Here is a 1,210-nt window from a genome sequence, read left to right as displayed (position 1 = left end):
CGGTAGACCGCCGGACCCGGCCCGCACGGCGCTTTCGCCACCGCCGGGGCGGACCGGCTCGACGGGTGCCCGGGAGCGGGCCCGCCCGCCCTGACAGAATGCGGGGGAGCAGTGAGTGGACCAGATTGAGGAGACGCCAGCCGTGATCCGTACCCACAATGCCGGAAGCCTGCGCGCCGCGGACGCCGGCTCGACGGTGACGCTCGCCGGGTGGGTGGCCCGCCGGCGCGACCACGGCGGTGTCATCTTCGTCGACCTGCGGGACGCCTCCGGTGTCGTGCAGGTGGTCTTCCGCGAGGAGGACGCGCACGCGCTGCGCAACGAGTTCTGCGTCAAGGTCACCGGCGAGGTGACCCGCCGCCCCGAGGGCAACGAGAACCCCGACCTGCCCACCGGCGAGGTCGAGGTGACCGCGTCCGCGCTGGAGGTGCTCTCCGAGGCCGCGCCGCTGCCGCTGCCGGTGGACGACCAGATCGAGGCCGGCGACGACATCCGGCTCAAGTACCGCTACCTGGACCTGCGCCGGGGCGGCCCGGCGAAGGCCATGCGGCTGCGCTCGCGGGCCAACCAGATCGCCCGTGGTGTGCTGCACGAGCGGGACTTCCTGGAGATCGAGACGCCGACGCTCACCCGCTCCACCCCGGAGGGCGCGCGCGACTTCCTGGTGCCGGTGCGGCTGCAGCCGGGCAGCTGGTACGCGCTGCCGCAGTCGCCGCAGCTGTTCAAGCAGCTGCTCATGGTCGGCGGCATGGAGCGGTACTACCAGATCGCCCGCTGCTACCGCGACGAGGACTTCCGTGCCGACCGGCAGCCGGAGTTCACCCAGCTCGACATCGAGATGTCGTTCGTCACCGAGGACGACGTGATCGACCTCGGCGAGGCGATCGTCTCGGCGCTGTGGAAGGACCTCGCCGGCTACGAGATCGCCCGGCCGATCCCGCGCATCACCTGGCACGACGCCATGTCCCGCTACGGCTCGGACAAGCCGGACCTGCGTTACGGCGTGGAGCTGACCGAGCTGACCGAGTACCTGCGCGGCACCGAGTTCCGGGTGTTCGCCGGCGCGATCGACGCGGGCGGCTACGTGGGCGCGGTGGTCATGCCCGGCGGCGCGGCGCAGACCCGCAAGGAGCTGGACGGCTGGCAGGACTGGGCCAAGGCGCGCGGCGCGCGCGGCCTGGCGTACGTGGTGCTGGACGCCGAGACCGGC

Annotated in this window: 1 protein-coding gene; it reads left to right on the top strand. The window is 72.6% G+C overall.

Features of this window, described 5'->3' with window-relative positions; all coding sequences use genetic code 11:
• Window positions 1–142: 142 nt before the first annotated feature.
• Window positions 143–1,210 (top strand): aspartate--tRNA ligase (gene aspS, locus KBX39_RS31530; protein ID WP_210874069.1); only part of this gene is annotated, 1,068 nt, incomplete at its 3' end.

Source organism: Micromonospora sp. D75 (assembly GCF_018070405.1).
In the GTDB taxonomy this organism is placed as follows: Bacteria; Actinomycetota; Actinomycetes; order Mycobacteriales; family Micromonosporaceae; genus Micromonospora; species Micromonospora chalcea.
This window is presented reverse-complemented; position numbering and strand designations above follow the sequence as displayed.